This window comes from Rubrivivax benzoatilyticus JA2 = ATCC BAA-35 (assembly GCF_000190375.1).
Taxonomy (GTDB): domain Bacteria; phylum Pseudomonadota; class Gammaproteobacteria; order Burkholderiales; family Burkholderiaceae_C; genus Rubrivivax; species Rubrivivax benzoatilyticus.
In genome coordinates this window covers 18,943-42,525 of record NZ_AEWG01000144.1, presented here as the reverse complement: position 1 = coordinate 42,525, position 23,583 = coordinate 18,943, and the positions used below count along the sequence as shown (strand labels likewise).

Genomic DNA, 23,583 nt, shown 5'->3' with positions numbered 1-23,583 from the left:
GTCGTCGTCGACCACGACGACGGTCCGGTGGCCATCGGCCGCTGCGCCGCCTGGGCCGAACGCTGGGGCGCGCGCTGCGTGCCGGCCCACCAGATCCAAGGAGAACGACGATGAGCGCCACCACCGAACTGCTGGTCTGCCACACCTGCCGCCCGCCGGGCGCGCCGCGTGACGGTGTCGCCGCCGGCCAGCAACTGCTGGATGCCGTGCAGGCGCTGGCCGCCCAGACACCGGATGCGCCGCGTGTGCGCGCCGTCGCCTGCCTGTCGGCCTGCGGCCGCGGCTGCAGTGCCGCGCTGCAGGCGCCGGGCAAGACCAGCTACGTCTTCGGCGACCTGCAGGCCGACGCCGCCAGCGCCGCCGACCTGCTGGCCGCCGCGGCGCGCCACCAGGCGTTGCCCGACGGGCAGATCCCGTGGCGCGAGCGTCCGGAGTCGCTGCGCCGGGGCACGCTGGCGCGGCTGCCGCCGCCGGCCTGAGCTGCAGGCCGCGGGCCGGCGCTGCGTGATCCGGGATCGATGCCGGCCCGGCTCAAGAAGAAAGGGGCACCGAGGTGCCCCTTTGCCTTCTGCTGCGCCGTTCAGCTCTTGCGGCGGCGCGCCGAGAAGCCCGCGGCGCCCAGCGCCGCCAGCGCCAGCGCCAGCGTCGTCGGCTCCGGCACGTCGTTGGGGTCGACGACGTCGAGGTTGGCGTCGAACCAGATGTACTTGTTGTTCAGCGCCCGGAACAGGCCGGCCTGCGTCGAGCCCTGCAGCACCTCGGCGTTGCCCTGGCCGTCGCCGAAGCCCACCGCCGCGACCTGGCTGGTGTCGGTGACTTCCCAGAGCATCTGCTCGTAGAAGAAGCCGATCTTGCCTTCGCCGACGGGGACCGCGAACGCGTCCGAGCGCAGCACGAGCTGGAACGAGTTCAGCAGGTCGTCTCTGCCGGCGAAGCGGCCGACGTTGTCCCAGGTGACCACCAGCTCGTTGGCCGAGAGCTTGTAGTGCACGACGCCGGAGTTCTCGCCGCGCGTGTCGACGTCGCCGAAGTACGGCGAGATCACCGGCGCGTTGGCCCCGGTCGGCCCGCTCGGGACGTAGGCCGAGATGCCGCCGCCGAAGCTGACGTTGCCGTTGTTGTTGATGTACAGGCTGTTGTACGTCGTGCCGAAGAAGCTGAAGTCGAAGCCCAGGTTCAGCTGCATGAAGCCGTCGTCGTTGCGGCCGTCGGCCTGGCCGACGTTGGCCGCGCTGCCGCCGCCGGTGGTGACGATGTTGGCGCCGAGGGCATCGGTGTAGTAGCCGCCCGGGGTGTAGACGCCCGGCGAGGCGTTCAGCGCCGACTGCGGGATCGTGACGGTCGCGGCACCGGCGGACGCCATCGCCAGACCTGCCGCTGCCGCGAGCGCCAGGGTTCGGAGACTCGTGTTCATCTTGACCTTTCTCAGGTGTGGTGTGGTCCAGATCCGGCTCGTGCCGGGCAATCCGGGCGTCTGCAAAGTGCGGGCCAGTGTCACAACCCTTTGTCAGTCAATGAGTTATGAGCGGGCGTGTGGCCAACGCGGAACTTCTGTAAGGCCGGCCGACAGCCCGCGTGGGCGCTCCGATCGCGGGCGGAATGCCAGCGAATTCACTCTTTTCCCCGCGGTCGGCGCCGGGCGGCCTCAAGAAGATCGGGGGCGATGCCGAACTTGAACGCAGTTTCCGTCGCGCGCTGGCGCGGCTCGACCCGCATTGCAGGAGCCCGCGTTGAATCCCTTCTCGTCATTCCGCTCGAAGATCGTCGGCCTGATCGTGCTCGCCGTCGCCGGCATGGGCCTGCTGTCGGCGCTGTCGTTCTGGCAGCTGCGCAACCAGTTGATCGAGGGGCGGCGGGGCGAGCTGGTGGCGGCGGTGCAGTCGGCCTACACCATCGTCGACGCCTACCGGGCCAAGGCCGAGGCCGGCAAGATGAGCGTCGACGAAGCCCAGAAGGCGGCCGTCGACGCGCTGCGCGACTCGCGTTTCGGCCCCGACGGCAAGGACTACTTCTACATCTGGACGCTGGACTCGGTGAACGTGCTCGTGCCGAGCAAGCCGGAATGGGCCGGCCAGCGCATGGTCGGCAAGGTGCTCGACGCCAACGGCGTCGACGTCATCGGCGCGATGATCGCCAGCCTCAAGGCCAGCCCCGGCGGCAGGACCTTCGTCGAGGTGATGTTCCCCAAGCCAGGCGAGACCGTGCCGCAGGCCAAGCTGCAGTACGTGCAGCGTGTGCCGGGCTGGGACTGGATGGTCGGCTCGGGGCTGTACATGGACGGCATCGCGGCGCAGGTGCGTGCCGCGGCGCTGAAGGCGCTGGCGCTGGCCGGCTCGCTGATCCTGCTGCTCGGTGCTGCGGGCTTCTGGATCGCGCGTGTCGTGCTGCGCCAGATCGGCGGCGAGCCCGAACAGGCGATGGCGGCGATGAAGGCCGTCGCCGCCGGCGACCTGACGGTGGCCGTGCACGCCGCCCATCCGGACAGCCTGCTGGCCGAGCTCGACGCCACCGTCAAGTCGCTGCGCTCGACGATCGCCAGCGTGCGCGGTTCGATCGACAGCATCTCCACGGCCTCCTCGCAGATCGCCGTCGGCAGCGCCGACCTGTCGGCGCGCACCGAGCAGACCGCGTCCAACCTGCAGCAGACGGCCTCGGCGATGGAGGAGCTGACCGGCACGGTGCAGAGCACCGCCCAGTCGGCGCGTCAGGCGCACGACCTGTCCGAGCAGGCGGCGTCGTCGGCGGTCAGCGGCAGCCAGGCCGTCGGCAAGGTCGTCGAGACGATGGGCGCGATCAACGACAGCTCGCGCCGCATCACCGAGATCATCAATGTCATCGACGGCATCGCCTTCCAGACCAACATCCTGGCGCTGAACGCCGCCGTCGAGGCGGCGCGCGCCGGCGAGCAGGGGCGCGGTTTCGCGGTCGTGGCCGGCGAGGTGCGCACGCTGGCGCAGCGCAGCGCCCAGGCGGCCAAGGAGATCAAGTCGCTGATCCAGGAGTCGGTCGAACGGGTCGACGCCGGCAGCGCGCTGGTGACCAGCGCCGGCGACGCGATGGCCGCGCTGGAGCAGAGCGTGGCGCGCGTGTCGACGACGATCTCCGAGATCACCGGCGCCGCGCACGAGCAGTCCACCGGCATCGGCGAGGTCAACAAGGCGGTCGCCGAACTCGACCGCGCGACGCAGCAGAATGCCGCGCTCGTCGAGGAGTCCGGCGCCGCCGCCGAGAGCCTGAAGGAACAGGCGCGCCGCCTGCGCGAGGCGGTCGAGGTCTTCCGGATCTGAGCGGGCGCCCGGCCGTCAGCGCTTGACGGCCAGCGCCTGACCGGCGACGACCAGGGTCACACGCGCACAGCTCGCGGCCACCGCCTGGTGCAACTGGCCCAAGGCGTCGAGCCAGCGCCGTGTCGCGGCGTCGGCCGGCACCGGGCCCAGGCCGGTCTCGTTGCTGACCAGCACCACCGGGCCGGGCGCGGCGCGCAGCGCCGTGCACAGCTCGCGGCAGGCGGCGTCGAAACCGGCGTCGTCCAGCGCCGGCGCGTCCAGGCCGACGATCGCCGGCCACAGCGCATTCGTCAGCCACAGCGTCAGGCAGTCGACGACCAGCAGCCGCTGCGGCGCCGACTGCGCGGCGATCACCGCCGCGATGGCCAGCGGCTCCTCGATGCAGCCGGCGCGCGCCAGCGTCGCGGCGCGGTCGGCGCGGTGGCGCTCGATGCGCCTGCGCATCTCGTCGTCGCTGACGGTGGCGGTGGCGACGATGACGGCCTCGTGGCCCGGCGTGGCCAGCCAGTCTGCGGCCAGTTGCTCGGCGCGGCGCGTCTTGCCGCTGCGCTGGCCGCCGAGGATCAGTTCGTGTCCGGGATGCAAGGTTCTGGCGTCGGGCAAGGGCCGGCGATCATACGAGCCCCTTGTCAGGCAAGGCGGCGCGGCGCTGGTTAGCATGACGTTCCACGACGGAGCCCGCGCGATGCAGCCCAAGGACACGACGACCAACGAAGCCTACAAGGGCTTCACGAACAGCGACTGCCCGTTCTACCCCTGCCACCCGGGTGTCAAGCGCGAGTTCAACTGCCTGTTCTGCTACTGCCCGCTGAGCGCGCTGGAGTGCCCCGGCAACTACCAGGTCTTCGTCAGCGCCAATGGCGTCAAGCGCAAGGACTGCTCGGCCTGCACGCTGCCGCACGACGGCTACCGCCAGTCCTGGAACTTCATCCAGAAGTGGCTGGAGCGCCCGGTGCACTGGCGCGGCCTGCCGCAGACGCGGCGCTACCCGCAGCAGCCCGAAGACGCGCTGCCCGACGAGACGACCGGCGCCTGATTCAGCGCGCCAGCGCCAGCAGCGTGTCCAGATCGAGGTCGGCTTCGAGCTGGGCCGCGTAGGCGTCGAGCAGGGCCTCGACACGGGCGTCGTAGTCGACGCCGCCGGTGACGCCCAAGGCCGCCAGCCAGCGCCGGCGCCAGCCGTCGGCGGCGAACAGGCCGTGCAGATAGCTGCCGGCGACCCGGCCGTCGGCTGACATCGCGCCTTCGGCGCGGCCGTCCAGCCGCAGCCAGGGGCGTGACAGCGCCGCGCCCTCGCTGCGGCCCATGTGCATCTCGTAGCCGCGCACGCGCTCGCCGCTGGCGGTGTCCAGCGCGTCGACGTCGAGCAGGCGCTTGGCCGGCGTGATCGTCGTCTCCAGGTCCAGCAGCCCCAGCCCGGGCGTCGAGCCGGGTTCGCCTTCCAGGCCCTCGGGGTCGTGCACCACGTGGCCCAGCATCTGCAAGCCGGCGCACAGGCCGACGACGTGGCCGCCGTGGCGCACGTGGGCGTGCAGGTCGTGCGTCCAGCCCTGGGCGTGCACGAAGGCGAGGTCGGCGCGTGTCGACTTGGAGCCGGCGATGACGACGACCTGCGCCTCGCGCGGGATCGGCTCGCCCGGCTGCACCCAGCGCAGCGTGACGCCGGGCTCGGCGGCCAGCGGGTCCAGGTCGTCGGCGTTGGCCAGGCGCGGCGTGCGCAGCACGGCGACGACGAGGCCGCCGCCGCCGCGGCGGCGGGCCGCGGCGTCCAGCGCCAGCGAATCTTCCTGCGGCAGCCGCGCGGCACCGTCGAACCAGCGCACCAGGCCACGCACCGGCCAGCCGGTGGCAGCCTCGATCTGTGCCGCGGCCGGCGCGAACACCGCCGGGTCGCCGCGGAACTTGTTGACCAGCACGCCGGCCACGCGCGCCCGTTCGCTCGCCGACCACAGCGTGTGGTGCCCGATCGCTGCAGCCGTGACGCCGCCGCGCGACTCGTCACCGAGCAGCAGCACCGGCAGGTCGGCGGCTTCGGCGAGACCCATGTTGCTGATGTCCTGCGGGCGCAGATAAGCCTCGGCGCCGCAACCGGCGCCTTCGATCAGCACCAGGTCGGCCCGCTGCGACAGCCGCTCCAGGCTGTCGAGCACCGCCGGCAGCAGCCGCGGTTTCAGCGCCTGATAGCCCGCCGCCGGCCAGCGCCCGAGCACGCGCCCGCGCAGCACGACCTGGGCGTCGACGTCGCTGTCGGGTTTGAGCAGCACCGGGTTCTGGTGCACCGACCGCGGCACGCCGGCGGCACGCGCCTGCAGCGCCTGGGCGCGGCCGATCTCGCCGCTGCCGCCGCCTTCGGCCTCGCCGGCGACGGCGGCGTTGTTGCTCATGTTCTGCGCCTTGAACGGCTGCACCACCAGGCCGCGGCGTGCATAGGCGCGCGCCAGCCCGGCGACCAGCAGGCTCTTGCCGACGTCCGAGCCGGTGCCCTGCACCATCAGCCGGCGCGCGCGCCGCGGCACGGCCGGCGCCGGGTCGAACGGCAGCGGCGCGGTCATCGCGCCAGCGCCAGCAGCGCGTCGAGGTCCAGCGCGCGTTCGACGTGATCGGCCAGCGCGTTGAGCGTCGCTTCGACCTGGGCCTCGTAGTCCAGCGCCGAACGCTGCGCGCCGATGCGTTCGAGGAAGTGGCGGCGGAAAGCGTCGGCGGCGAACAGGCCGTGCACGTAGCTGCCCATCACGCGGCCGTCGGCCGACACCGCGCCTTCGGGCGTCGCGCTGCCGGCGCCGTCGTCCAGCTGCAGCCAGGGCCGCGCCAGGCCGTCGCCGGCGGTGCGGCCCATGTGCATCTCGTAGCCGCGCACGCGGCAGCCGCTGGCGCGGTCCAGGCGGTCGACCTCGACGAGGCGCTTGTCGGGCGTGATGACGGTCTCGACGTCGAGCAGGCCCAGGCCGGGCGTCTCGCCGGGCGCGCCTTCGAGGCCGTCGGGGTCGCGCACGACGCGGCCCAGCATCTGGAAGCCGGCGCACAGGCCGACGACCCGCCCGCCGCGGCGCACGTGGGCCAGGATGTCGGTGGCCCAGCCTTCGCGGTGCAGCGTCTCGAGGTCGGCCCGCGTGGTCTTCGAGCCGGGCAGCAGCACGAGGTCGGTGTCGGCCGGCAGCGCTTCGCCGGGGCGCAGCCAGTGCAAGGCGACGCCGGACTCGGCGGCCAGCGGGTCGAGGTCGTCGAAGTTGGCCGTGCGGCCGAGCTGCGGCACGACGATCTTCACGCCGGCGCTGCCGCCGGGCAGCGCACGCTCCAGCGCCAGCGCGTCCTCGGCCGGCAGGCGCGTCGCGGCGTCGAACCACTCGACTACGCCCAGCAGCGGCCAGCCGGTGTGTTCGCTCATCACGCGGCAGGCCGGTTCGTAGAGCGAGAAGTGGCCGCGGAACTTGTTGACGACGTAGCCGACGATGCGCGCGCGCTCTTCAGGCGTGTGCAGCACGTGGGTGCCGACGACGGCGGCGATGGCGCCGCCGCGGTCGTTGTCGGTGACCAGCACCACCGGCAGGTCGGCGTCCTCGGCCAGGCGCATGTTGGTGATGTCGCAGTGGCGCAGGTAGACCTCGGTGCCGGCGCCGGCGCCTTCGACGATCACGAGATCCGCCTCGGCGGCGACGCGGCGGTAGCTGTCCATCACCGCCGGCATCAGCATCGGCTTGAGGTTGTGATAGTGGCGCGCCGGCCAGTTGCCCAGCGCGCGCCCGCGCAGCACGACCTGAGAGCCGACGCCGAACTGGGGCTTGAGCAGCACCGGGTTGTGGTGGATCGACGGCGGCACGCCGCAGGCGCGCGCCTGCAGCGCCTGGGCGCGGCCGATCTCGCCGCGCGGCAGGCTGCCGTCGGCGTTGGGCGGCAGGTCGGAGTCGGCGCTGACCGCCGCGTTGTTGCTCATGTTCTGCGCCTTGAACGGGCGCACGGCGAGGCCGCGGCGCGCGTAGGCGCGGCACAGGCCGGCGACGAGCAGGCTCTTGCCGACGTCGGACGCGGTGCCCTGCAGCATCAGCGCGCGGCCGCGCCGCGGCACGGCGGCGTCGAGCATCGGAACCTGGAGATCGGGCAGCGGCGGCGGGAGGTCGGGGACGGGCGTCACTTCGGCGGTCGGCGGGGCGCCACGGCGGCGCCGGGCGATTATCCCGGCGACCCGCCGACGTGCGGCGCGGTCGCCCGACCTGCTAGATTCGACCGTTTCCCCGCCCGCCGGGGACCGACTCCCCTCTGTCGCCGCATGTTCAAGAACGCCCTCGTCTACCGCATCGAACACTGGGACGCGCCCGATCTCGCCGAGATCGAGGACCGTCTGGCCGGCGCCCGCTTCCTGCCCTGCGGCGCCACCGACCCCGAGTCCTCGGGCTTCGTCGAGCCGCGCGGCGAGAACCACGGCGCGCTGGCCGAGAGCGTCGGCGGCCAGATCATCCTGAAGCTGCGTGCCGAGACCAAGGCCGTGCCGGGCGGCGTCGTCAAGGACGAACTCGAACGCCGGCTCGACGCCATCGAGCAGGAGACCGGCCGCCGCCCCAAGGGCAAACGCGCCAAGGAGCTGAAGGAGGAGATCGTGCGCGAGCTGCTGCCGCGCGCCTTCCCCAAGCGCTCGGCGACCATGGTCTGGATCGCGCCGAAGGCCGGGCTCGTCGTGCTCGGCGTCACCGGCGCGAAGAAGGCCGACGCCATCGTCACCCGCCTCGTCGAGCTGATGGGCGGGGGCTTTCGCCTCGGGCTGGCGCAGACCCAGCTCGCGCCGGCCACCGCGATGGCCGCCTGGCTTGCCGACAAGGAAGCGCCGGCCGGCTTCACGATCGACCGCGACTGTGAACTGAAGCAGCCCGACAGCGAGAAGGCCGCGGTGCGCTACGCGCGCCACACGCTGGAACTCGACGAGATCGGCGAGCACATCCGCGCCGGCAAGCTGCCGACGCAGCTGGCGCTGACCTGGCAGGGCCGGGTGTCCTTCGTGCTCGCGGAATCGATGGCCATCAAGCGCATCAAGCTGCTCGACGGCGTGCTCGAGCAGGCCGAGGCCCAGGCGCAACGTGAAGGCCGCGACTTCGACGGCGACGTCGCGCTGGTCACCGGCGAGCTGTCGCAACTGATCGCCGACCTGGCCGAGGCGCTGGGCGGCTGGCAGGAGCGCGGCGACGCCGCGCCGGCGCCGCTGCCGGTGCCCGCGGTGGCGCCCGGTGCCCCGGCCGCCGCGACGGCCAGCACGGACGCGCCCTGGGATTGAGCGCCGGCACGATGTTCGGCGCCCCGGTCGCGACGCTGCTGCTGCTCGTCATCGTCGTCGCCAGCGCGGTGGCGCTGAAGTGGCGCGAGGACTGGCTCGAACGCGGGCTGTTCCGCCCGTTCTGGGTGACACGCCGCGGCCAGTGGGGCACGGTCGTCAGCTCGGCCTTCCTGCACGCCGACTGGCCGCACCTGCTGTTCAACACGTTCACCTTCTGGGCGTTCGCGTTCATGCTGGAGCGGCGCATCGGCAGCGGCGCGTTCGCCACGCTGTACGCGGTGGGCATCGTCGCCAGCGCCTTCGGCACCTGGCTGCAGCACCGGCGCGAGCCGGCCTACCGCACGCTCGGCGCCTCGGGCGCCGTGCTGGCGGTGCTGTTCGCCTCGATCCTGTACTTCCCGAGCGGCTCGCTCTACGTCTTCCCGCTGCCGGTGCCGCTGCCCGCGCCGCTGTTCGCGCTGGGCTATCTGGCGTACACGATCTGGGCTTCGCGCCAGGACTTCGGCCGCGTCAACCACGACGCGCACCTGGGCGGCGCGGTCGCCGGGCTGGCCTTCGTCGCGATCACCGACCCGGCGGCACTCGCCGCGGCGGTGTCGACCTGGCTGTCCTGATCAGCGCTCGTACAGCCCCAGCGTGATCGCCTGGGCCGGCACGTTGCGGCCGCGGTCCTCGATCTCGTGCAGGCGGCGCTCGAGGTCGGCGTCGTCTTCGGCCGCCTCCAGGTAGTGTTCGTCGCGTTCGTGCTGCGATTCCAGGTCGGGCAGCAGGGCTTTCAGGATCTCGACAACGCTCATGGCTCCACAGGCCCGCTTTTGGCCGGCCCGCTCCGATGGTCTGGCGGCCAGTTTGACCTCGCTCAGGCCATGCCGGATTGTGATAAATCAGAGCCTCTTCCCGGGCGCAGCGCCGGGACCGTGAGCGTGTCACGCAGCGTGGCATTCTTCGTTCAAGTCCGGCTGGCGGCTGCCGAAATGGTGTCGATACCGCCCGTCGTGCCCGCCACGGCACGGCGCAACCGGCTTTGTCACCCACCGATGTCGCAAACGATCGCCGTCCATGACCTGCGGGTCGGCATGTACGTCCACCTCGATCTGGGGTGGATGTCGCATCCGTTCCCGCTGTCGAGCTTCCGCATCAGCTCGCCCGAGCAGATCGCGACGATCCGCTCGCTCGGCCTGCAGCGGCTGCGCTGGGTGCCCGAGCGCAGCGTGCTGGAGGGCGAGGAGGCGCCGGCCCCCGTGGCCGCCGAGGAGCGTGCCGAGGCGCCGTTCGAGACGCCCGAGCAGCGCGAGGCGCGCCGCCGCCGCGAGGCGCTGGCCGCGCAGCGCGCCGCCGCCCAGCAGTGCGAGCGCCAGTACCTCGAGGCCGGCCGCGCCTGGCGCGACGCGATGGACGCGGTGCCGCAGCGCCCGGAGCAGGCACGCACCGCGACCGAGTCGCTGACCGGCGCGCTGCTCGACAAGATGCTGATCGACGGCGAGATGTGCATCCGCCTGCTGAGCACCGGCGCGGGTGACCGCGCGACGGCGCATGCGCTCAACGTCGCGGTGATCTCGCTGCTGCTCGGCCGCTGCTTCGGCCTGCAGCGCGACGAGATGCTGGATCTGGGCGTCGGCGCGCTGATGCACGACGTCGGCAAGATCGACATCCCCGACCGCCTGCACCACCTCGACGACGGCTTCACCAGCGTCGAGCTCAACGCCTACCGCGACCACGTCGCGCGCGGCGTCGCCCAGGGCCGGCGCATGGCGCTGACCCCGGCGGCGCTGCTGGTGCTGGCCCAGCACCACGAGAACGCCGACGGCTCGGGTTTCCCGATGCGCCTGAGCGTCGAGCGCATGGCCACCGGCGCGCGCATCGTGTCGCTGGTCAACCGCTACGACAACCTGTGCAACCCGGCGCTGCTGGCGCGCGCGCTGACGCCGCACGAGGCCTTGTCGATCCTGTTCGCCCAGTCGCGCACCAAGTACGACCCGGCGATCCTCAACGCCTTCATCAAGATGATGGGCGTGTATCCGGCCGGCTCGGTGGTGCAGCTGACCGACGAGCGCTACGCGATGGTCGTCAGCGTCAACTCCTCGCGCCCGCTGCGGCCGCGGCTGCTGGTGCACGACGCGCGCATCGCCCGCGACGAGGCGCTGTTCCTGGACCTGGAGACCGAGCCCGAGATCGGCATCCGCCGCAGCCTGAGCCCGGCCAAGCTGCCCCGCGAGGCGCTGGAGTACCTCGCGCCGCGTCACCGCCTGACCTACTTCTTCGAGCCCGCGCCGACCGTCTCCGAGGTCGAGGCGCTCGACGCGGAGATCGGGGCGTGAACCTGATCGCTGCCTGGACGCCGCTTCTCGACAGCCTGCCGCTGGCCGGCTGCATCGTCGAGCTCGCCGGGCAGACCGTCGTCGCCGCCAACCCCGAGGCCGGACGGCTGCTGCAGGCCGGGCGCGGCGAACTCGTCGGCCGCCGCGTGACGCACTGGCTGGCGACGCCGGAAGACCTCGCGTACTGGGCCGACATCGCCACCGGGCGCTTCGCGTCGCTGCGCTCCGACAGCCTGCTGTGCACGGCCGGCGGCGGCATGCTGCACGTCGAGCGCCACGTGCAGCCGCTGCCCGGCGGTGCCGCCGGCGTGCCGACGCACGCGCTGGTCACGCTGCGCGACCGCAGCGGCGAGCAGCGCGCCGAAGACGAACGCGAAGCCGTCGTCGCCGAGCTGCAGGCCACGCTGGAGTCCACTGGCGACGGCATCCTGGTCACTGACCTGGACGGCCGCGTGCGTGCCTTCAACCGCCGCTTCGCGCAGATCTGGGGCGTGCCCGACGAGATGCTGGAAGCGCGCGACAGCGCCGGCATCCACGACTGGATGCGCCGCCGCGCGCTCGACGCCGACGGCTACGAGCGCCGGCTGGCCGCGCTGCTGGCCGCACCGCTGCTGTCGTCGACCGAGCGGCTCGAGCTCGTCGAGGGCCAGACCGTGCAGCGCGTGACGCGCCCGCTGTGGGGCCGCGCCGGGCCGCAGGGGCGTGTCTACTCGTTCTCCGACCTCACCGAGCTGGTCAAGGTGCGTGCGCTGTCGGAGGCGCTGTCCTCGCACGACGCGCTGACCCGGCTGCCCAACCGCGCGCTGCTGGCCGAGAAGGTGAGCGACGCGGCCGCGCGCTGGCGCCGCGAGCAGCAGTCGTTCGCGCTGCTGGTCGTCGACCTGGACCATTTCCGCCGCGTCAACGACAGCTTCGGCCAGCAGGTGGCCAACCGCGTGCTCTGCGAGGTCGGCGAGCGCATCGGCGCGGTGCTGCGTTCGCAGGACGTGCTGGCGCGCATCGGCGGCGACAACTTCGCCGTGCTGCTGCAGGACGCCGACCGCGCCAGCGCCCAGAAGGCGGTGCTGCGTGTGCTCAACATCGTCAACGGCCAGCCCTTCGAGGCCGAGGGCACGCCGTTCTCGCTGACCTGCAGCATCGGCATCGCGCTGTGCCCGCAGGACGGCCACGCGCTGGACGACCTGGTGCGCCAGGCCGAGGCCGCGGTGCGCAGCGCCAAGGCGGCCGGCCGTGCCGGCTACCGGTTCGCCGAGCCGGTGCCCGGCGGCGAGGCCCATTCGCACGTGCGCCTGGTGCACGCGATGCGCGAGGCGTTGAAGGAAGGCCACTTCCGCCTGCACTACCAGCCGCAGATCCGCTTCCGCGACGGCGCCGTCTGCGGCGCCGAGGCGCTGCTGCGCTGGCGCGACCCGCAGCTGGGCGAGATCGCGCCGGCGGCCTTCATCCCGGTGGCCGAGGACAGCGGCTTCATCGTCACGCTGGGCAACTGGGTGCTGTCGCAGGCGGTGCGCCAGGCGGCGCTGTGGCACGAGGCCGGGCGTTCGCTGACGGTGGCGATCAACGTCTCGGCGCTGCAGTTCCGCCAGCCGGACTTCGTCTCGCAGGTGGCCGACGTGCTGGCCGTCAGCGGCCTGCCGGCGCACCTGCTGGAGCTGGAGCTGACCGAGTCCATCCTCGTCGACAAGGCCGACGAGGCGCTGGAGCGGCTGCAGGCGCTGGAGCGCCTGGGCGTGCAGCTGTCGCTGGACGACTTCGGCACCGGCTACTCCTGCCTGGGCTCGCTCAAGCGCGTGCCGATCGGGCGGCTGAAGATCGACCGCAGCTTCGTCGCCGGCCTGCCCGACGACGACACCGACGTCGGCCTGGTGCGGGCGATCACGCAGCTGGCCCAGGCGCTGGGCAAGCGTGTCATCGCCGAGGGCGTGGAGAACGAGGCCCAGCGCCGTTTCCTCGCCGAGCTCGGCTGCGACGCCTTCCAGGGCTTTCTCTACGCCCCGGCGATGGACGCCACGGCTTTCGATCGCCACCTTCCGCCGCCGCGCCCGCGGCCGATGCCGACGGCTGGCGGCCGCCACATCCGTCTCGTGCGCTGAGCGGCCGTCCGGCCCTCCGTTCGGCCCGGCGCGGAGCACAATCGGTGCCTCCGTTCAACCGCCAGCCTCGGTACCGCGTCGGATGATCTACAAGTTCAAGAGCCAGGCCACCGGCGACCTGATCATGCTCGGGCCGCACGGTGACCGCGTGCTGCGCCTGCTCGGCCGCGAGCCGGCGGCCCAGGGCATCATCGAGCCGGCGGCAATGCCGGCCGCGATCGCCGCGCTCGAGGCCGCCGCCGCCGAGGACGACGAGGCCCGGCGTGAAGCCGGCGCCGGCGACGAGCTGGAGGCCGCGCGCATCGCGCGCCAGGTCTCGCTGCGCAGCCGCGTCTGGCCGATGATCCAGATGCTGCGGCGCGCGCACGAGGCCGACGAGCCGGTCGTCTGGGGCGTCTGAACCGGCTGGCGTGGTGCGGTGCACCGCAACCAAGAGGAAAGAGCAATGAAACTGTGGAGCGACAGTTGGACCAACGGTGACCGCATTCCGGCGCGTTACGCCGCCGGACGCCTGGACGAGGCGGGCCAGGTCGGCTTCGGCGAGAACCTCAACCCGCACCTGGCCTGGAGCGACCTGCCCGCGCAGGCGCGTTCGCTGGTGCTGATCTGCCACGACTTCGACGTGCCCAGCCGCGGCGACGACGTCAACCAGCCCGACCGCGAGATCCCCGCCGACCTCGATCGTGTGGACTTCTTCCACTGGGTGCTCGTCGACCTGCCGCCGCGGCCGGCGGTGATCGCCGAAGGCGAGTACAGCCGCGGTTTCACCGCCCGCGGCAAACCCGGGCCCGGCCTGCCCAACGGCGCGCGCCAGGGGCTCAACGACTACACCGGCTGGTTCGCCGGCGACGCCCGGTTCGACGGCCGCTACTACGGCTACGACGGCCCGTTCCCCCCGTTCAACGACTCGCTGGTGCACCACTACGTCTTCACGCTGTACGCCGTGACGCTCGAGCGCCTGCCGGTCGACGGCGACTTCACCGGCCCCCAGGTGCGCCGCGCGCTGGCCGGCCACACCTGCGGCGAGGCCACGTTCTCGGGCACCTACACGCTGAACCGGCGCCTGCTGCCGTGACGGCGGGCGGCACCGCCGCCGGGCCCGGCGCATGAACGAGGCGACCCGCCTCGTCGTGCTGCGCCACGGCGAGACCGACTGGAACGTCGGCCAGCGCATCCAGGGCCAGCTCGACATCGGCCTGAACGGTGTCGGCCGCTGGCAGGCCGGCCGCGCTGCCGCGGCGCTGCTCGACGAGGGCCTGCAGGCGATCTACAGCAGCGATCTGGCGCGTGCGGCCGACACCGCGGCGGCGATCAGCCGCGCCACCGGCCTGCCGGTGCACCCGGAGCCCGGCCTGCGCGAGCGCGGCTTCGGCCGCTTCGAGGGCCTCACCTTCGCCGAGATCCAGCAGCGCTGGCCCGAGGATGCGCTGCGCTGGCGCCGGCGCGACCCGGACTGGGGCGCCGAAGGCGGCGAGCGCCTGGCCGATTTCTACGGCCGGGCCGTCGCGGCGGCGCTGGCGATCGCCGCCCGCCATCCGGGCCAGACCGTGGCCCTGGTGGCACACGGCGGCGTGCTCGACTGCCTGTACCGCGCCGCCACGCGCATCGCGCTGGACGCGCCGCGCACCTGGATGCTGGGCAATGCCAGCATCAACCGGCTGCTGCACGCCGACGGCGCGCTGGCGCTGGTGGGCTGGAACGACGCCGGCCACCTCGAGGGTGGCCGGGACGACGTCAGCGCCTGAGCGCAGGCCCTGGCGGGCTCACTGGCGGCGGATCTCCCGCCACGAGTTCTTGGCCGCCGGGATCGGCGGGTTGGAGCCGATCAGCTTGTTCTGCGACTGGCCATCACCGGTCTGGATCAGGCCGCGCATGTCGCCGGTGTCGGTGAGCACCGCACGCACGCCCGACGACGTCGCTACCGACGAGATCTGCGTCGAGACGAAGGCCGCGTGTTCGTAGACCTTGCCGGTCTTGAAGTCCAGCACGTACATCCACGACGAGGCGCTGCAGTCGGTGGCGCCGATGACGTTGGTCGTGAACGCGATCGCGCCGTAGGCGATCGCCGGCTCGGTGTTGGCCTGCTCGCCGGCCGGCAGGTCGAGGTACCAGCCGCGCTGGGTGGTCCAGTCGAGGTCGTTGCCGGAGATGGTGCCGTTGGTGCCGTCGCGCGTGTAGGTGCGCTGGACCAGCGTGCTGCGCGGCGCGGTGATCGTCGCGCCGTCGGCGATCGCGTAGAAGGTCTGGACCGCGGGGCGGCCGAAGTCGTCGACGTCCAGCAGGCGCCCGGTGCCGACGAGCACCACGCGCTGGGTGCCGATGCGCGCGAGCTCGGGCGCTGCCGTCACCGGCTGCGCGTCGCCGTTCGAGCGCAGCAGCGTGGCGACCTTGTGCACCGCGCCGTCGGCGTTCGGCTCCAGCGACAGGTCGAAGCGCCAGACGTTGCCCAGCAGGTCGCCGCTGTAGACGTAGCGCACGGTGTTGTCCTGCTCGAGATAGCCCGACACGTGGGCCAGGCCGGCCTCGGCGTCCGCGCTCCCGGCGGTCGTGACGTACTCCTTGAGCACGCTGCCGTCGGCAGGGTCGAGCACGAACAGGCGGCCGTAGCCGTCGGCGGTGGCGTTGTAGCCCGAGGTCACCAGCACGCGGTAGGTGTCGTCGGCGACCTTGACGATCACCGGCTTGCCCAGTGTCTGGCCGACCTTGCTCGCGTAGCTGGAGGTGCTGGCGCCGGGGAAGCGCCACTTCACCCAGCTCGCGGCGTTGCTCTCGGTGTTGGTGCGCGGCGTGCTGACGTCCAGCGCGTAGTAGGCGCGGCCGGCGGCGCCCATGCCGGCGACGAGCAGCTTCGACGCGCTGCCGGTCTTGCCGATCACCGGCGTGCCGTCCAGGTGGGTGCCGAAGTTGTAGCCGCGCTGCGAGGCCGCGCCGATCGTCGACAGCGCCGCATGCGGCACGAAGGCCCACAGCTCCTGGCCGCGGTCGGTGCCGCTGGCGATGTCGATGGCGTGCAGCATGCCTTCGCTGGAGGCCAGGTAGGCGACGCTGTCGGGGTTGCTGATCACCGGCTCGGCGTTGATCACGGCGCCGATCAGGCTGGTGCGCCGGCGGTAGGTCGTGCCTTCGAGCGAGCGGTCCCCGCGCAGGTAGTTGAACAGCGCCGCGCCGTCGCCGTAGCTGCTGTCCGGGTCGACGAGGCTGCCGACATTGGTGCTGGTGAAGGCGACGCCGCCGCTGCCGCCGTCGGTCGCGATCTGGCGCGTCGTGTAGTTGCGCGCCGCCAGCAGCGTGGCGGCCGACCAGGTCGGCGTGGCGCTGATGTCGCCGGTGGAACGGTCGATCGCGTTGGCCGTCAGGTCGCCGGACCAGCCCGAGGGGTTGTAGGTGCCGAGGTAGGCGAAACCGTCGCCGCGCGTCAGGTTGACGGTGCTGACCGCGACCGCGCTCTGCGCGCCGACCTGGCTGATGATGTCGTCCAGGATGGCCTTGATGCTGGTGGCGGTCTCGGTCGGGCTCGTCGCCAGGAACATCTTGCCGCGGCCGTTGATCGTCGCGTGCCACTGGTCGTCGATCATCGACGGGTTGTCGGCCGTCGGCGTCGTCCAGGTCGGGGCGGTCACGAAGGGGTCTTCGGTGTTCGGCCACAGCGAGCCGCGCACGCCCAGCGAGATCGCGTAGGTGTTGATGTGCAGGTCGGGGTTGCGGTCGGCGTTGGCCTCGGTCGAGGTGCTGGCCGGCACGCGGCCGGCGGTGAGGTCGGTGCGCAGCCGCTTGGTGTACTGGTACAGCGCCAGGTCGGCCAGCGAGCCGGTGGGGATCGTCGTGTACGGCGCCGAGCCGCCGTAGGTGCTCGAGTCGTAGGTCGGCACCGAGATGCTGGTCGTGTTCGAGAAGCCGTCGGTGACGACGAAGGTGTTGTTGCGCTGGCAGGCGTACTGGATGATGCTGGTGTTGGTGTTGTACTCACCGCCGATGTACTTCACCGTCGCGTGCGTCGGCGTGCCCTCGGCCGACATCGCGTTGCCGTAGAACTGGCCCATCACGCGCATCGCGTTGCTGCTGGCCGAGGTGCCGTCGGTGTCGTACATCGTCACCGTGTTGTTGGCGTTGAACGGCACGACGCCCAGCCGCAGCCCGGTCAGGTTCTCGAGCACCTGGCCCATCGAGCCGCCGAGCATCAGCTTGCGCTTGCGGTAGTAGCTGAACCAGTTGGCGAAGTTCTGCATCTCCGCGTCATAGGTCCGCCCGGACGGGAAGGTGTTGCCGCTCTTGATCTCGTACCGCTTCAGCTTGGTCGTGCCGTCGGGACCGGTGATGCAACTCGTGCCGTCGACGGTGCAGTCCTCCGCGTGCCAGAAGGTCGCCGGGTAGTACGGGATCGCCGCCCAGCAGGTCGACCCCGACGGCACCGTCAGCTCGGCGGTCAGCGTGCGCCAGGTCGAGCCGCTGCAGACGTCGCGGTTGCTTCGCTCGGCCGGGACGTACGCGCCCACCGGGACCTTCATGCCGGCCTGCATGTAGAACATGTAGCCGTTGTTGCTGAACTTCGAGTTGCCGCTGTCCCACTGCGTGTTCAGCGCCAGCTTCGGTCCCGTCGAGTACAGCGGATGCGACAGCGCCGCCGACGCGCTGGCGTTCGAGAAGCTCTTCGTCGCCCCCGAGACGTAGGCCGGCGCCCAGGGCTTGTAGGTCGTGTTGCTGTCGTAGTAGATCGGGTTGAAGTGCTTGGAGCGCAGCCAGGCGAACTGCAGCGTCGGCGGCAAGGCCTGGCCGTAGCTGCTGTTGGTGCCGTAGATCTGCCCGCCGCTGGCCGTGCCGACCGGCATCAGGTAGGCGTACGGCACGTAGGAGTTGTTGGTGCTCACCGGCTTGCCGGTGCTCGAGTTCCAGCCGGTGCTGCCGTTCCACCAGAACAGGCCCGAGCTGGTGTCGAGCAGCACCTCCCAGTCCATCGAGCCCGAGTCGTCCATCGCGAAGATGACGTTGGGCTTGGCCAGCACCGAGGTCTTCAGCGGCAGGTCGGCGATGTTCGTCGCCGACGAGGCGGGCCCGGTGAGCAACGCGGCCAGTGCGAACGAGCACGCGCCGATCTGGAATGCGGTCTTCATGGCTCAGCTGCCTTCCCTGGTGACAAGGGCCTGGACGAAGGTCTCGGTGCCCTTCTGGTTCGTCACGCGCACGGTGATGCGGAACTGCTTGGAATGCGGCGGGTCCGGCGGTTCGGGGCCGGCCTTCTGGCTCTTGGGCTGCGGGATCTGCTTGACCAGGCACTGGCGCAACGGATACGTCACGTTGGCCACCGTGCAGGCGCGCTCGGCGACGTACTGCACCGTCATCGTGCCCACCGTGATCGCCGGGATCGCGTTGTTGGACCAGTTGACCGTGCTGGGCAGGCCGTTGTTGTCCTTGGCCAGCTCGACCGGCGAGTACCAAGAGCCCGCCGCGCTGTTCTCGTTGGTCAGCGCGTTGACGGCGGCAAAGGCGGTGTTGACGCCGACCTCGCTGGCCTGCAGCGCCGCTTCGCGGTAGGCGACGTTGCCGCCGGACAGCGTGCCCACCTCGACCATGCGCGCCAGCGCCAGGCCGCCGAGCAGCATCACGGTCAGCAGGATCAGCACCAGCAGCATCGTCACCCCGCGTTCGGCCCGCCGCTTCAGGGTTCGCAGCCTCATCGTCGTCACCACACCAGGTTGCGCAGCGGCACGACCACCAGCTCGCTGCGGTAGCGGTAGCAGCGCCAGTCGTCGGGCGCGGCGACGTCGGGCTCGACCTCGACGGCCGCGTCCAGCGGGTCGCGAGGCTTCTCGGTGCTGGCCTGGCAGGTGCCGGAGGCGTCGGGGCGTTCGCGCTGCAGCGAGCGTGTCACCAGGCCGATGCGCAGCGCCCGGATGCGGTTGACGTCGTCGCCGGAGACGTTGCCCCAGGGGGTGCCGGTGGCGTCCTGCCAGCTCAGGTCGTTGAGCACGTCATTGGTCGAGACGCCGTACTGGACGCGGAAGGACAGCACGTTGCGCAGCAGCGTCGCCGAGGTGCCGGTCAGCGGCTCGGTGCGCACCAGCGTCGTGCCGTTCACGGCAAAGCGGCTCCAGCGCAGCGTGCCGAGCAGCACGACGCGGTCCTTGTCCTCCTCGTCGAAGCTCGGCGTGTTGGAGAACGTGCCCTGGTTGTAGACGCCGGTGGCGCCGAAGTTGATCGTCTGCGGCGTGTCGTCGGTGGCGGCGACGGAGCTCGTCACGGTGCGCACCAGGCAGGGCTGCGACGAGCCGGATGCGGTGCCCGGCACCAGCATCACCAGCTGGCCGTTGGCCACCGGCAGGCGCGACATCGTCTGCGCGCTGGAGGCGTCGGCACTGCCCGACAGCAGCACGTCGGCGCCGCCGTCGATGCTCGTCGCGTAGACGACGTCGAGGCTGTTGTTGGCCCCAGAGGTGCCGATGCGCACCGGCACGAACGACGCGGCGTCGGAGCGCACCGTGCCGCCCAGCGTCAGGTTCATGCGGTGGCAGGAGAACAGCGAGCGGTTCTGGTCGTCGCGCGTGCCGAAGAAGCCCAGGCCGGCCGACGAGGCCTCGTTCTTGATCGCCGAGATCGCCGTCGCCGCGCCGACGCTCACGCCGCCGACGCTGATGCCCTGGCGCTGCGCGGCGCCGAACATCTTGGCGCTGCCGGCGGCGGCCAGGCTGATGATCAGCGCGATGACCATGCCGACCAGCACCTCGATGATCGACAAGCCGCGCTGGGCACGGCGGGCGTGCTCAGACATAGGTGCTGGCCTCCATCCGGCGGGTGCTCTCGTCGTCGTCCTCGGTCTGGGCGCCGTCTTCGCGCTGGCCCTTGGCGGTCCAGGTGATGACGAGCGTCATCCGGCGCGTGCCGGCGTTGTAGCTGACCGAGACCGTGCCGTCGGGCAGCGCCTGGCCGACGCGGGTCTCGAAATCCTCGGCGTAGTCGCTGGCCGAATCGCTGCCGCAGGTGCCGCTGGCCGGCAGCGTGTAGCAGGCGGCGTTGGCCGCGTCGATCATCGCCGTGCCCAGCAGCTCGCTGCCGAGCTGCACCGCGCGCACGCGCTGGTCGGCCTCGGTGCCATAGCTCAGCGAGCGCGCCTGCAGCCGCGTCAGCCCGAGCAGGCCGACCGACAGGATGACCAGCGCGATCAGCGCGTCGAACAGGCCGAAGCCGGCCAGCCGCCGGCGTGCGCGTGTGCGGGGGGCCGTCAGCAGGTTCCGGTGCGGTCGCCGCATAGTCTTATCGCTCCACCGCCTTCGACCCGCAGCCCGGGGCAGCGCAGGTCCGACGAACAGGTCTGGCCCGGCATCGACAGGTTGACCGAGGCATCGGCGCCGAGCATGCCGCTGCTGCCGAAGTCGAGGGTCGCCGCCGCGCTGGCCGTGACGCCGCCGCCCAGCTCGATGGTGCGCAGCGTCGTCTCGGCGCCGCTGCTGCGGTCGATGACCTCGATCGTGCCGCCGTCGATGGACAGCCGTACCGTGCCGTTGCGCTTGAGCGCCTCGCTCTGCGCGAACAGCGCCTGGGTGTAGAGCACGTTGCCGGCCTCGCGCAGGCGCGAGTTGGCCACCATGTCGCCGAACTGCGGTGCCGCCGCGAACAGCAGCAGCACCCCGATGGCCAGTGCGACCATCAGCTCGATCAGCGTCAGGCCGCGCTGCCTCAGGTGTCGCATACCGTGCCCTTGGTGCTCCAGCAGTTCAGGGAGTTGCTCTTGTAGGTCGTCGTGCGCGCGCCGCTTTCGTCGATCGTGAAGACGTAGTCCGACACCGGGCCGCTGCCGGTGGCCGTGGCGGTGAAGCCCTGGCCGCCGTCGGTCAGCTCGCAGCTGACGGCGAAGTTCGCGATGTTGGTCGGGTTCGCGATGGCGCAGTCGTCGGTGCCGTAGTTGCCGACGTCCTGGTAGCGCTGCTCCATGCGCGTGGCGAAGGCCGACAGCGCGTCGAGCCCGGCGGGCACCTTGGCGCGCCGGATGTAGCTGTTGTAGGACGGCAGCGCGACCGCCGTCAGGATGGCGAGCACCGCCAGCGCGATCATCAGTTCGATCAGCGTGAAGCCGGCAGGCGCGGGGCGGAAACGTGGCGTCATCGGGGTCTCGGGCGGGTCGACTGCGTCGGGCGGGAGGCACGGACCGGCCCGTGCCCTGGCCATCCGCTCCGACGGGTCTTCGGCCACGTCGGACGCGGGTTGAGAAAGTATGCCGGGGAGGTGGTGACCGGCTGTAAGACCGAGCGGTGCGGTGTGACAGCCTTCACGCAGCCGGCCCGGCCGGCCTGTTCAGCCGGTGCCGAACAGGTCGCCGCCGGCCCGCTGGGGCGGCGACAGGCCCAGGTGGCGGTAGGCCGCGAGCGTGGCGACACGGCCGCGCGGCGTGCGCTGCAGGTAGCCCTGCTGGATCAGGTAGGGCTCGATGACGTCCTCGATCGTGCCCGACTCCTCGCCGATCGCGGCGGCGACGTTGTCCAGGCCGACCGGGCCGCCGTCGAAGCGGTGGATCACGGCTTCCAGCAGCTTGCGGTCCATGACGTCGAAGCCCAGCGGGTCGACGTCCAGCAGCGCCAGCGCCTTGTCGGCGATCGGCGCGTCGATGCGGCCGTCGCCCTTGACCTGGGCGTAGTCGCGCACCCGGCGCAGCAGCCGGTTGGCGATGCGCGGCGTGCCGCGCGAGCGCCGCGCGACTTCCAGCGCGCCGGCCGGGTCGACCTCGACACCCAGCAGCCCGGCCGAGCGCGTGACGATGCGCGTCAGCTCGTCGGCGTTGTAGAACTCCAGCCGCGCGACGATGCCGAAACGGTCGCGCAGCGGGTTGGTCAGCATGCCGGCGCGGGTCGTCGCGCCGACCAGCGTGAACGGCTGCAGGTCGAGCTTGATCGAACGTGCCGCCGGGCCGTCGCCGATCATGATGTCGATCTGATAGTCCTCCAGCGCCGGGTAGAGGATCTCCTCGACGACCGGCGACAGGCGGTGGATCTCGTCGATGAACAGCACGTCGTTCTTCTCGAGATTGGTCAGGATCGCCGCCAGGTCGCGCGGCTTCTCCAGCACCGGGCCCGAGGTCTGGCGCAGGTTGACGCCCAGTTCCGCGGCGACGATGTGCGCCAGCGTCGTCTTGCCCAGCCCCGGCGGGCCGAACAGCAGCACGTGGTCCAGCGCCTCGGCGCGGCCGCGGGCGGCGTGGATGAAGATCTCCAGCTGCTCGCGCGCACGCGCCTGGCCGACGTACTCGTCCAGCACCTTGGGCCGCAGCGCACGCTCGATCGCCTCCTCGTTGGGCGACGCGGGGGCGGCGCTGACCACGCGCGGGGCCGGGAGTGAGCCGAAGTCGTCGGTCTTGATCGCCATGGGGCCGGATTATGGCGAGCTAGACTGCCTGCCCCGGCGCCCGTGTCGGCCGCCGGCGACGACCCAAGGAGTGTTTCGCGATGAACCGTAGCACCGCTGCCGTGATCGGCGCGCTGTTGAGCCTGGCCGCCGCGGCCGCCTCGGCCCAGACCACCGTCAAGGACGCCTGGATCCGCGGCACCGTGGCCCAGCAGAAGGCGACCGGCCTGTTCGCCCAGATCAGCTCGGCCCAGGGCGGCCGCCTGGTCGGCGCCTCGTCGCCGGTGGCCGGCGTCGTCGAGGTGCACGAGATGGCGATGGACGGCAACGTGATGAAGATGCGCGCGCTGGCCAACGGCCTGGCGCTGCCGGCCGGCCAGACCGTCGAGCTCAAGCCCGGTGGCTACCACGTGATGCTGATGGACCTGAAGCAGGCGCTGGACGTGGGTTCCACGGTGCCGGTGACGCTGATCTTCGAAGGCGCCGACCAGAAGCGCGAGAGCGTCGAGCTGCAGGTGCCCGTGAAGGCGATGAACGCCGCGATGCCGGCGATGAAGCACAGCGGTCACTGAGTCCGGCGAGCGAGGTCCGCTGATCCCCGCGCGACCCAGCTTCCCGCCACGGGCCGGCTCCGCCGGTCCGTTGGCGGACGGCCCCCTCGGGGGGTAGCGAGCGAAAGCGAGCTCGGGGGCTAACGGTTCAGTGCCTTGAGCGCCACCTTGATGCCTTCGCTGACGCCGACGTCCTTCGGCAGCGCCTTGGCCGCGGCCTGGGCCTCGCGCTCGTTGTAGCCCAGCGCCATCAGCGCCTGCACGATGTCGGCGTGGGCATCGCCGGCGCCGCCGGCGGCCGACGGCAGCCCCAGATCGGGCGCGAGCTTGCCCTTCAGCTCCAGCAGCACGCGCTCGGCGGTCTTCTTGCCGATGCCGGGCACCTTGACGAGGCGGGCGCCGTCCTGCGCCGCGACGGCCTGCGACAGCTCGGCCACCGACAGCCCCGACAGCAGCGCCAGCGCCATGCGCGGGCCGACGCCGCTGATCTTGACCAGCAGCCGGAAGGTCGCGCGTTCGCTCGCGGTGAGGAAGCCGAAGAGCTGCTGCGCGTCCTCGCGCACGACGAACTCGGTCAGCAGCACGACACGCTCGCCGAGCGCGGGCAGGTGATAGAACGTGCTCATCGGCACGTCGACTTCGTAGCCGACGCCGCCGACGTCGACGAGCAGCTGCGGGGGGGTCTTTTCGGCCAGCGTGCCGGAGAGTCGTCCGATCATGGCCGCGATTGTCGCCGCGCCGGGCCGC

Annotated in this window: 24 protein-coding genes; 11 read left to right on the top strand and 13 right to left on the bottom strand. The window is 71.8% G+C overall.

The window, feature by feature from the left end:
* The first annotated feature begins 110 nt into the window (after positions 1 to 110).
* A complete protein-coding gene (locus RBXJA2T_RS16170) occupies positions 111 to 479 on the top strand; it encodes a DUF1636 family protein (protein ID WP_009858490.1) in 369 nt (122 codons plus the stop codon).
* A gap of 101 nt (positions 480 to 580) precedes the next feature.
* On the opposite strand, the gene RBXJA2T_RS16165 is transcribed toward RBXJA2T_RS16170, so the two are convergent.
* Positions 581 to 1,414, bottom strand: coding sequence for a nidogen-like domain-containing protein (locus tag RBXJA2T_RS16165; RefSeq protein WP_029718859.1), 834 nt, complete (start codon positions 1,412 to 1,414; stop codon positions 581 to 583).
* A 316-nt stretch (positions 1,415 to 1,730) separates the two neighbouring features.
* On the opposite strand from RBXJA2T_RS16165, the gene RBXJA2T_RS16160 reads away from it, so the two are divergent.
* A complete protein-coding gene (locus RBXJA2T_RS16160; RefSeq protein WP_009858488.1) occupies positions 1,731 to 3,287 on the top strand; it encodes a methyl-accepting chemotaxis protein in 1,557 nt (518 codons plus the stop codon).
* Positions 3,288 to 3,302: 15 nt separating this feature from the next.
* Here RBXJA2T_RS16160 and RBXJA2T_RS16155 read toward each other — a convergent pair whose 3' ends face one another.
* Positions 3,303 to 3,890 carry a bifunctional adenosylcobinamide kinase/adenosylcobinamide-phosphate guanylyltransferase gene (locus RBXJA2T_RS16155; protein WP_009858487.1) on the bottom strand — a complete coding sequence of 196 codons (588 nt, stop codon included), beginning with the start codon at positions 3,888 to 3,890 and terminating at the stop codon, positions 3,303 to 3,305.
* Positions 3,891 to 3,945: 55 nt separating this feature from the next.
* Between RBXJA2T_RS16155 and RBXJA2T_RS16150 the strand changes: the two genes are divergently transcribed.
* On the top strand, positions 3,946 to 4,323 hold the full coding sequence (locus RBXJA2T_RS16150) for a cysteine-rich small domain-containing protein (protein ID WP_237704896.1): 378 nt from the start codon (positions 3,946 to 3,948) through the stop codon (positions 4,321 to 4,323).
* Between the two features lies 1 nt (position 4,324).
* Here RBXJA2T_RS16150 and RBXJA2T_RS16145 read toward each other — a convergent pair whose 3' ends face one another.
* Together RBXJA2T_RS16145 and RBXJA2T_RS16140 are read right to left on the bottom strand one after the other, a co-directional pair.
* Positions 4,325 to 5,839: a cobyric acid synthase gene (locus RBXJA2T_RS16145; protein ID WP_009858485.1), complete on the bottom strand. Its 1,515-nt coding sequence runs from the start codon at positions 5,837 to 5,839 to the stop codon at positions 4,325 to 4,327.
* Positions 5,836 to 7,365: a cobyric acid synthase gene (locus tag RBXJA2T_RS16140; protein ID WP_009858484.1), complete on the bottom strand. Its 1,530-nt coding sequence runs from the start codon at positions 7,363 to 7,365 to the stop codon at positions 5,836 to 5,838. Before RBXJA2T_RS16140 ends, RBXJA2T_RS16145 begins: the two co-directional genes overlap by 4 nt.
* A 186-nt stretch (positions 7,366 to 7,551) precedes the next feature.
* Between RBXJA2T_RS16140 and RBXJA2T_RS16135 the strand changes: the two genes are divergently transcribed.
* Complete coding sequence (locus RBXJA2T_RS16135; protein WP_009858483.1) at positions 7,552 to 8,547, top strand: recombination-associated protein RdgC; 996 nt, start codon at positions 7,552 to 7,554, stop codon at positions 8,545 to 8,547.
* Positions 8,548 to 8,558: 11 nt separating this feature from the next.
* A complete protein-coding gene (locus RBXJA2T_RS16130; RefSeq protein WP_009858482.1) occupies positions 8,559 to 9,161 on the top strand; it encodes a rhomboid family intramembrane serine protease in 603 nt (200 codons plus the stop codon).
* On the opposite strand, the gene RBXJA2T_RS16125 is transcribed toward RBXJA2T_RS16130, so the two are convergent.
* Complete coding sequence (locus RBXJA2T_RS16125) at positions 9,162 to 9,344, bottom strand: DUF3563 family protein (protein ID WP_009858481.1); 183 nt, start codon at positions 9,342 to 9,344, stop codon at positions 9,162 to 9,164.
* A gap of 240 nt (positions 9,345 to 9,584) precedes the next feature.
* Between RBXJA2T_RS16125 and RBXJA2T_RS16120 the strand changes: the two genes are divergently transcribed.
* From RBXJA2T_RS16120 to RBXJA2T_RS16100, 5 genes are all read left to right on the top strand, one after another.
* Entirely contained in the window at positions 9,585 to 10,865 is a 1,281-nt protein-coding gene (locus RBXJA2T_RS16120) for a cyclic di-GMP phosphodiesterase (protein WP_009858480.1), read from the top strand.
* A complete protein-coding gene (locus RBXJA2T_RS16115; protein WP_009858479.1) occupies positions 10,862 to 12,958 on the top strand; it encodes a putative bifunctional diguanylate cyclase/phosphodiesterase in 2,097 nt (698 codons plus the stop codon). Before RBXJA2T_RS16120 ends, RBXJA2T_RS16115 begins: the two co-directional genes overlap by 4 nt.
* A gap of 82 nt (positions 12,959 to 13,040) precedes the next feature.
* Positions 13,041 to 13,358 (top strand): DUF1840 domain-containing protein, encoded by a 318-nt coding sequence (locus RBXJA2T_RS16110; RefSeq protein WP_009858478.1) that lies wholly within the window; start codon positions 13,041 to 13,043, stop codon positions 13,356 to 13,358.
* Between the two features lie 45 nt (positions 13,359 to 13,403).
* Positions 13,404 to 14,033: a YbhB/YbcL family Raf kinase inhibitor-like protein gene (locus RBXJA2T_RS16105; RefSeq protein ID WP_009858477.1), complete on the top strand. Its 630-nt coding sequence runs from the start codon at positions 13,404 to 13,406 to the stop codon at positions 14,031 to 14,033.
* Positions 14,034 to 14,064: 31 nt separating this feature from the next.
* Positions 14,065 to 14,703, top strand: coding sequence for a histidine phosphatase family protein (locus RBXJA2T_RS16100; RefSeq protein WP_009858476.1), 639 nt, complete (start codon positions 14,065 to 14,067; stop codon positions 14,701 to 14,703).
* Between the two features lie 18 nt (positions 14,704 to 14,721).
* Here RBXJA2T_RS16100 and RBXJA2T_RS16095 read toward each other — a convergent pair whose 3' ends face one another.
* From RBXJA2T_RS16095 to ruvB, 7 genes are all read right to left on the bottom strand, one after another.
* Entirely contained in the window at positions 14,722 to 18,066 is a 3,345-nt protein-coding gene (locus RBXJA2T_RS16095; protein ID WP_009858475.1) for a pilus assembly protein, read from the bottom strand.
* 3 nt (positions 18,067 to 18,069) lie between these two features.
* Positions 18,070 to 18,630 (bottom strand): pilus assembly PilX family protein, encoded by a 561-nt coding sequence (locus tag RBXJA2T_RS16090; RefSeq protein ID WP_081467643.1) that lies wholly within the window; start codon positions 18,628 to 18,630, stop codon positions 18,070 to 18,072.
* Between the two features lie 5 nt (positions 18,631 to 18,635).
* Positions 18,636 to 19,721 (bottom strand): PilW family protein, encoded by a 1,086-nt coding sequence (locus RBXJA2T_RS16085; RefSeq protein ID WP_009858473.1) that lies wholly within the window; start codon positions 19,719 to 19,721, stop codon positions 18,636 to 18,638.
* Positions 19,714 to 20,199 carry a type IV pilus modification PilV family protein gene (locus RBXJA2T_RS16080; RefSeq protein WP_009858472.1) on the bottom strand — a complete coding sequence of 162 codons (486 nt, stop codon included), beginning with the start codon at positions 20,197 to 20,199 and terminating at the stop codon, positions 19,714 to 19,716. Before RBXJA2T_RS16080 ends, RBXJA2T_RS16085 begins: the two co-directional genes overlap by 8 nt.
* Positions 20,172 to 20,639 (bottom strand): GspH/FimT family pseudopilin, encoded by a 468-nt coding sequence (locus RBXJA2T_RS16075; RefSeq protein ID WP_009858471.1) that lies wholly within the window; start codon positions 20,637 to 20,639, stop codon positions 20,172 to 20,174. The genes RBXJA2T_RS16080 and RBXJA2T_RS16075 overlap by 28 nt, the downstream gene beginning before the upstream one ends.
* Complete coding sequence (locus tag RBXJA2T_RS16070; RefSeq protein WP_009858470.1) at positions 20,627 to 21,052, bottom strand: type IV pilin protein; 426 nt, start codon at positions 21,050 to 21,052, stop codon at positions 20,627 to 20,629. Before RBXJA2T_RS16070 ends, RBXJA2T_RS16075 begins: the two co-directional genes overlap by 13 nt.
* Before the next feature lie 189 nt (positions 21,053 to 21,241).
* The gene (gene ruvB / locus RBXJA2T_RS16065) at positions 21,242 to 22,306 is read right to left on the bottom strand and encodes a Holliday junction branch migration DNA helicase RuvB (RefSeq protein WP_009858469.1); all 1,065 of its coding nucleotides are present in this window, start codon (positions 22,304 to 22,306) and stop codon (positions 21,242 to 21,244) included.
* 80 nt (positions 22,307 to 22,386) lie between these two features.
* Between ruvB and RBXJA2T_RS16060 the strand changes: the two genes are divergently transcribed.
* The gene (locus RBXJA2T_RS16060; RefSeq protein WP_009858468.1) at positions 22,387 to 22,857 is read left to right on the top strand and encodes a copper chaperone PCu(A)C; all 471 of its coding nucleotides are present in this window, start codon (positions 22,387 to 22,389) and stop codon (positions 22,855 to 22,857) included.
* Positions 22,858 to 22,976: 119 nt separating this feature from the next.
* Here the strand turns inward: RBXJA2T_RS16060 and ruvA are convergent, their stop codons facing one another.
* Positions 22,977 to 23,555, bottom strand: a complete 579-nt coding sequence (gene ruvA / locus RBXJA2T_RS16055) for a Holliday junction branch migration protein RuvA (RefSeq protein ID WP_009858467.1) — start codon at positions 23,553 to 23,555, stop codon at positions 22,977 to 22,979.
* Positions 23,556 to 23,583 lie beyond the last annotated feature (28 nt).